General features: G+C 38.3%; 5 protein-coding genes and 2 pseudogenes. 3 read left to right on the forward strand and 4 right to left on the reverse strand.

Annotated elements, in window-relative coordinates; genetic code table 11:
• Positions 1–223: 223 nt before the first annotated feature.
• Positions 224–499 (forward strand): annotated as a pseudogene (locus O9323_RS13760) (carotenoid oxygenase family protein); the annotation flags it as partial.
• Here the strand turns inward: O9323_RS13760 and O9323_RS13765 are convergent.
• Both O9323_RS13765 and O9323_RS13770 read right to left on the reverse strand, forming a co-directional pair.
• Positions 496–2151: an ArnT family glycosyltransferase gene (locus O9323_RS13765; protein WP_223210864.1), complete on the reverse strand. Its 1656-nt coding sequence runs from the start codon at positions 2149–2151 to the stop codon at positions 496–498. The pseudogene O9323_RS13760 and the gene O9323_RS13765 sit on opposite strands and share 4 nt — an antisense overlap.
• 69 nt (positions 2152–2220) lie before the next feature.
• Positions 2221–3108, reverse strand: a complete 888-nt coding sequence (locus tag O9323_RS13770; RefSeq protein WP_002755121.1) for a glutaminase — start codon at positions 3106–3108, stop codon at positions 2221–2223.
• A gap of 11 nt (positions 3109–3119) precedes the next feature.
• Here O9323_RS13770 and O9323_RS13775 point away from each other — a divergent pair, with 11 nt between their 5' ends.
• Positions 3120–4340, forward strand: a complete 1221-nt coding sequence (locus tag O9323_RS13775; RefSeq protein ID WP_002755123.1) for a molybdopterin molybdotransferase MoeA — start codon at positions 3120–3122, stop codon at positions 4338–4340.
• Positions 4341–4738: 398 nt separating this feature from the next.
• On the opposite strand, the gene O9323_RS13780 is transcribed toward O9323_RS13775, so the two are convergent.
• Positions 4739–5143: an IS66 family transposase gene (locus O9323_RS13780; RefSeq protein ID WP_002794805.1), complete on the reverse strand. Its 405-nt coding sequence runs from the start codon at positions 5141–5143 to the stop codon at positions 4739–4741.
• 202 nt (positions 5144–5345) lie between these two features.
• On the opposite strand from O9323_RS13780, the gene O9323_RS13785 reads away from it, so the two are divergent.
• Positions 5346–6056 (forward strand): response regulator transcription factor, encoded by a 711-nt coding sequence (locus tag O9323_RS13785; protein ID WP_002737246.1) that lies wholly within the window; start codon positions 5346–5348, stop codon positions 6054–6056.
• 196 nt (positions 6057–6252) lie between these two features.
• On the opposite strand, the pseudogene O9323_RS13790 reads toward O9323_RS13785, so the two are convergent.
• Positions 6253–7263, reverse strand: a pseudogene (locus O9323_RS13790) (hypothetical protein); the annotation flags it as partial.

Genomic DNA, 7263 nt, shown 5'->3' on the forward strand with positions numbered 1-7263 from the left:
ACAAAATGAACTTTATGTGAGTTGCTTACCCAGAGTGCGATTTAGGCATATTCAAGGAGAATTTGCCATCTCAATTGTTAAGCAAAAATCGACCCATTTGGTCGATTTCGTAACTATTCTAATTGACTGGTATCACTTGAAATGCTCACACAGCAAGCGGATCACAAAATTGGCCAATTGTCAATAGCGTTTGATATGCTCTCACCCTGTACTTAAGAACTCTAATCACTCCACGGGTAAGTTAACTATTGCTTATCTAGAAAATAACTGTTATGGAAGTGAACCGATTTTTGTCTGCGATGGTTTATCTCCAGAAACGGAATGGTTAATCGTCGTGGTTTACGACGGCAATAATCACAGCAGCCAAGGGAGAATCTATGATAGTCAGCAGTTAGAAAAAGAACCCCTTTGCTGTCTGCAATTACCCAGTGTTATCCCTCCCATTTTTCATGGTACTTGGCAAGAAAAATCAGAAAAAGTATTGGTGAACAGTTTCTAGTTTTTACCAAAAATATTGGCTGCGTCTTGAGAGGAAATCTTGAAAATTAGGTAACTATAAGCAAGATGATCAATAGGTTGACGACTAGAACGCAGCCAGTAAAAATGGTTAGAATCGGTGGTAATACCGATTAATTGATTAGCTTCTATCACCAGTAAATTAATCGGATTATCGAGAGAAACCTGTGAGGGTGCAACTTTTTGATTCTCGATGACTAAATTAAGTTTATTATCTCCGTCATAACGAATAAAGAGAGCGTTGGGATGTTTTTGGAGATAGTCTTGCAGATAATTTTTATTTTGTCCCCAATCTAAATTAGAATCGACCAGAACTTGATAGCTCATTTTGCGATCAATAACTAATTCGTTAAAATAGGAAATATAATGGGGAAAATAGGAGAGATTGGAAATTAGTAAGTAAAGGGTCAGGACAATAATTAAAATGTGATAGGCTCTTTTATAAGCTGCCCAACCGGTAACAATCCGACTAGCAAAGACAAATAACAAGGGGAAAATCATTAAAATATATCTAATACCTATTTGAGCAGTGTTAGAACTCATTAAGATGAAATATAATAGACTGGGAATAATCAAAAAAGCTTCATTCTGCCAAAAATTTAACTGTTTTCTCCAGAGAAATAAACTAATAAATCCCAACCAGATAAATATTTGGGTAGCTATCGGTACTTTATAGAGAAAAGTGATCAGAAAATATTGGGGAAATCCCTTAATTTTAAATCCTTGTACTGGATCAACTATAAATCCTAACTGTCCCAAAAGATAGGGCATTCCACTACCAAAACCTGTTTCTTGTTTATACTTACCGAAGTCTAATGCTTGCAAATAAGCAGCGGGAATAGGAATCGACAAAGATTTTAAGACAGGATAGGTTTGCAGTTGCTTAAAACTATGACTGAGAAATTGATAATTCTGCAATTGAGTGCCACTTCTCTCAAAAGAATAACCAATATTTATGATTAATATTGTTGATAAAATCAGAGCTAGTATATAGAAGATACTGTGCTTAATTACCCGTTGAATTACGGGAATATTTTTGGTTTGAATAGATTGAATAATTTCCCGATGGTAAAAACCAAGACCTAAAATTATATAAATGGGAACTAAATAAACGGCTGTTAAGCGGCAAATCTGGGCAATTCCAAAAGTTAATATACTTAAAACCAGATTTTTTCTGCTACCAAATCTTAGGAAAGACCAGAAATAGTAAATGGCAATAAAAATTGAAGTTGCTCCGAATAAATCTTGAGTAATTATCCGTGAATGCCCGATAATATTAGGATCGAGAACATAGAGAATTAAAGCTAAAAATCCTGCTAACACTCCATAGAGTTGTTTTGACCAGATAAAAACATATATGGCTAAAATTACTGAGATAATAATCGTAGCAAACCGTCCAAAAAACTTATTTTCTAAGTTTAGATCTTTAGAGATAGGAAAAATATTTTGTATTGTTTGATCAACTAGGGGATGCAGTGCTGAAGCTGGCATAATATTGCGATGATAAATATCTTCATCGCCCCGTTTCGCTGCCGTACCTCTGAGAATTTCTACTCCACTTTCATAATGATAACCTTCATCATAGTTGAGGGATTCTGGTAGGGGAAAAAATAAACTGGTGACGCATAAAGTCATAAATATCAGCAAGATAATTACTAAATAGAATCGGTGTTTTTTTGAAAAGTTCAATCTTGTTTTCATGGCTTAAATTTCCTTGAAAAAATTACTTAATTTTGTTAATAAATCCAGACCTAAAACTGAATTACCTTGCTCATTTAACAGAGGACTATAACAAGCAATAACTCCTTCCTCTGACAGAATAGATAATAAAGCTCCACTAACTCCTGATTTTGTTGGAAAACCCACCTCAATGGCGAATTGTTGGGAAGCTTCATAGAGTCCACAATTAGTCATAATTTCTAGAATAATTTCGCCAAAAGGAGCAGCTAAAATTAACTTACCTAAATTAGCAAGATCGGCAATTTTTCCAGATAAACAACAGATTCGATTGTAGGTTTCCAGAGCTAAGTAACGATGACTGATATAACCATTTTTTTCTAATTCTAAGCTTAGAGCTTGATTGTGAACATTAGGATAAGAGTGAACAGACTCAAGCACAGAGCGATCAAGAAATAATTGACAATTACCCATTTCATTTAACCATAAAAGCAAATTTTCACAGCGAGATTCTGGCGTTTCCCCTCCTAATAAATCCGCCAAAGCGATCGCACCACTGTTAATCAGAGGATTACGGGGAAAACCGCTATCCTCTTGCAGTTGAGTTAAAGAATTAAAAGGATAACTAGAAGCTTGTTTTCCCACGCGACGAAAAACAGCATCTTCCCCTAAATGGTTTAAAAGATATAATAACAAAAAAGGTTTAATCACACTCATCAAAGGAAAAGTTACAGTTTCATCTCCCCAAGACAAAATCTCCCCCTCAAGACAGTGAATCTGAAGAGCGAAAACCTCGGGATTAACTCGGTTCAAAACTGGTATATAATAGGGAGTCTGACCCTTCCTATCCAATAAATGCACTTCCCCAATCCAAGCTTGTATATCTTCCACCCTTAATCTAGTTAATCGGTTCATTTTTTTAATCCATGTACTCAGTCAAAGAAGCAGAATCTATAATTTTAACTCAAATTCAACCCCAAAAGCAAACAGAAAAAGTTTCTCTAGAGGCAGCTTTTGGGCGCATTTTAGCCGAAGATATCAGCAGTGATTTAGACTTTCCCTATTGGGATAATTCCGCAATGGATGGCTATGCTGTCCGTTACGAAGATGTTAAAGACACTAACCCAGAAAATCCCGTTACTCTAAAGATTATCGCCGAAATTCCCGCCGGCAAAGTCCCCGAAAAAATTATTCAACCGGGAGAAACAGCCCGAATATTTACAGGAGCGATGTTACCCACCGGCAGTGATACGATTATTATGCAGGAAAATACTCAACAAAAAGGGGAGCGGGTGGCGATTCTTATCCCTCCCGAAAAAATAGGTCTTTTCGTGCGTCAACGCGGCACATTCTATCAAGCAGGAAATGCCTTATTAAAAGCCGGTATTGCCCTTAATTCTCCAGAAATAGCAGTTTTAGCCACGGCACAAGCTACCGAATTAACAGTTTTTTCCCGTCCGAAAGTGGCAATTTTCTCCACGGGAGATGAATTAATTAATCCCGATGAAACCCTCCAAAAAGGTCAAATTATTGACTCAAATCGCTACGCTTTAACGGCATTTATCACCAGTTTAGGGGCAATTCCTAGACCTTTAGGTATAATCAAAGATAATCCCGAACTTCTCAGAGAAACTATCAGAAAAGCCATTAATTCTAGTGATATCGTCCTTTCCACCGGCGGTGTTTCCGTGGGAGATTACGATTATATTGAGGGAATTTTAGAGGAATTAGGGGGAAAAATTCTAATTCGCAGCGTTGCTATTCAACCGGGTAAACCCTTAACCTTTGCTACTTTTCCTAACGGTTGTATTTACTTTGGTATCCCCGGTAATCCCGTCTCTGCTTTAGTTTCCTGTTGGCGCTTCGTACAAATGGTCATTAAAAAATTATCAGGATTGACAGATTATCAGAACAAATTTCTGCGAGTTATCACCCGCGATACTCTCAAATCTAAGGGACAAAGAGAAGTTTATCTCTGGGGAAAAATAGAAATTATCGAGGGATTCTATCAATTTCAACTCGCTTCCGGACAACACAATTCAGCTAATTTAATTAATTTAGCGGGTACTAATGCTTTGGTCATAATTCCCCAGGGTAAAACTACTATACAAGCAGGAGAAACAGTAGAAGTTATGATAGTTCACTAAAAAAATACCTAACCAAATTTTTGGCTAGGTAGCTGGTTATAATTAAATTGAAGATAGATTTTGGGTTCGATCTCCCATATCCCCTCAATATATCGGGGTCAGGAGTTATTCTGGTATTCATGAACAAGCAAGGTGATTGAGAGAAGACTGCTCACGAATAATAGTTGCCAAAGAGGGAATATTACCAAGTTGAGAAATGCGGTCACGAACATACTCAAAAAAGCTGATTCCTAATTTCCGAGTAGTAGCAACAAGGGACACAAAAGTATCCCAAGCCTGAGTCCCCTGTCAGAGTTTGAGTAGCATAAGGGACTTGCGTAGGAATAATATCCCAGCCAGAAAATCGCTCTGTAGAAGAACCAGACCAGCCAGATGGCACATTATCAAAGCGCAAGTCCCTAACTAATATTACGTCGCTGCACCATCGTCCTAGCAGCTAACTCCGCCGGATTATTATGCAAGGGCAATTCGGGATGCTCTAAGACTAAAAGCAACTCCGAAATTTTCAGCAGTGTTAATTGTTTTCGCTCATCCAACTGTTGATAACCGCTTTGAGTATCGAAAAGTTTCCAAAACTCAGATCGGAGTTTTGCTGCCATCTGTTGACTGGGTGCATCTTTGTAAGCCAGCAAGTCTCGGTAGTAATCCCAGAAATCATCCAGGAATTGATCAAGAGCTTTTTGGTGACAAGCAACATAAGGAGTCAACTTCTTATAATGTCGTCCCTCATGTACCCAACACAAAGTAATATTATCAGTCAGTAATTTGAATTGGGAAGCATGATCACAGACCAGAGTTTGCACTACTGGCCAATCAGTTTGTTGATGATAGAAAGCAATCGCTGCTGCTTCAACTTGATTAACAATCGTCCTCGAAAATGTCTTGACTATCAGACCCCCAATGAGGTATTCTATAAAGGTAGATCAGATAGTGATGCAATTCAGACTTGAATCAGCCCTTAATATGTTAAAATGTGCCTAGATATTTGTAAACTTTTTCCCTTGTATGGATATCGTTATTATCGAAGATGAAATTGAAATCGCCCATTTGATTCAGCAAACTTTAGAGCGGGAGTCCTTTACTTGTCATCTGGCTTATAATGGTAGAGTAGGACTAGAACTATTTTATCAAAAGCAACCAGACTTAGTGATTTTAGATTTAATGTTACCGGAATTAGACGGACTAGAACTGTGTGCTAGAATTCGCCAAAAACCGGGGACAAAAGACCCCTATATTTTAATGTTAACCGCTAGGGGAGAAGAAATTGATCGCATTATCGGTCTATCTACGGGAGCCGATGATTATATGGTCAAACCCTTTAGTCCCCGGGAATTAACCGCTCGCGTAAGAGCCTTATTAAGACGTAGTTTAAGACACGATAGTCAACCCCAGCAACTCCATCGCAGCCGTCATTTTATTATCGACTTAGATCAACATTCTGCTCTTCGTAAATTGGAGGGAATGCCGGAGGAAACCCTCGATTTAACCACCTTAGAATTTAATTTATTAGCTACCTTTGTCAGTTATCCCAATCGCGTCTGGAGTCGCACCCAATTAATCGATAATCTCTGGGGAAATGATTTTTTTGGCGATGAAAGGGTAGTAGATACCCATATCCGACGCTTACGCAAAAAAGTAGAACCCGATCCTGCTAATCCGATCTTTATCAAAACTGTAGTCGGTGTCGGTTATAAATTTGAGGATGACATTATCTAGAAACTATTGATCGGTAATTGGCAGTAAGCAAAAGGCAAAAGGCAAAAGGCAAAAGGCAAAAGGCAAAAGGCAAAAGGCAAAAGGCAAAAGGCAAAAAGCAGCTTTGTTCTCCCCACACCCCACACCCAACCCCAATAAAAAATTCTCCTTAAGGGCATTTAAGCAGTCTGATGCAATAATCTGAGTAAAACAAGGGTTAGCTCAAAAACCTATTTCGGATGGCATCTGCTTTTTGTGAATCCAACCCTAAAGCAGATGCTTTGGCTTCCGCAGAACTCATAAAAGCCTCTGGGGGAACATTCAGATTTGATAAGTCACCGAGATATTTTTCATATTCGACTTCTTGAGGAGTGAGAGGAGGCGGAGATGGGTTGATAAACTTATTCCAGATAGCCTCTGCTTTTTGCCCATCTAGCTGTAATTCAGAAGCTTTGGAGCGAGCGGCACTGATAAATGCGTCCAGAGGTACTTTGAGATTCCATAGTTGAGCGAGATATTGTTCGTATTTTTCGTAGCCAGAGTCAATCTCAAAACCTAGAACTGGATTAGATGAAGAGGTACTCTCTTGTTGACGTTCAGTTTTAGTAGGCGATTGAGCATCAGAAGAAGGAGAGGGTTTCAATCGATTAGCGGTACTGAATTCACGAATAATATTTCTTTCTCGTAAATATCTGGGATTATCTTCTGCTCCCTGTCTGCGAAAATCAGACAACCGTTTTTGAAGATATGATTCTAATTTTTCTTGGATTTGCTGCTTTTGGGCTGGTGTTTCCGCTGTATAGATCAATTCATCAAGTTGGCGTTTTAATTCCTCTTTATCATTGCGACAATCAGGAAGTTGTAAAACCTGAACTGCATCTTCCCAATTAGCAGCCAGGGTCACTTTTTCTTGTTCTCCGTGAACTTCTATTGTGTAACGAATAACACGCTGATTGTTACTCTGGTTAATCTCATCGAGCAAAATTTCTAAAGCTCGATAAATTACTACTAATTCTTCTATTTGAGAGTCGGGGGGGATAAAGTCCCAAAAAACGAGATCCTTTTGAATATGAACCGAAGGAGGAAGATCACCCGCATTTCTCACAAATTGAGTTGGGAAGCTGATTTGGATGCAGAAAATTGCGGTTATTTGTAAATCAGAAAGAATTCTCAAATTGGGAAACAAGAATCTGACTAAACTAGCCAAAAAGCTGGCAAAAAATTGGCT

This window comes from Microcystis sp. LE19-131.1A, from assembly GCF_027532015.1.
GTDB lineage: Bacteria > Cyanobacteriota > Cyanobacteriia > Cyanobacteriales > Microcystaceae > Microcystis > Microcystis ichthyoblabe_A.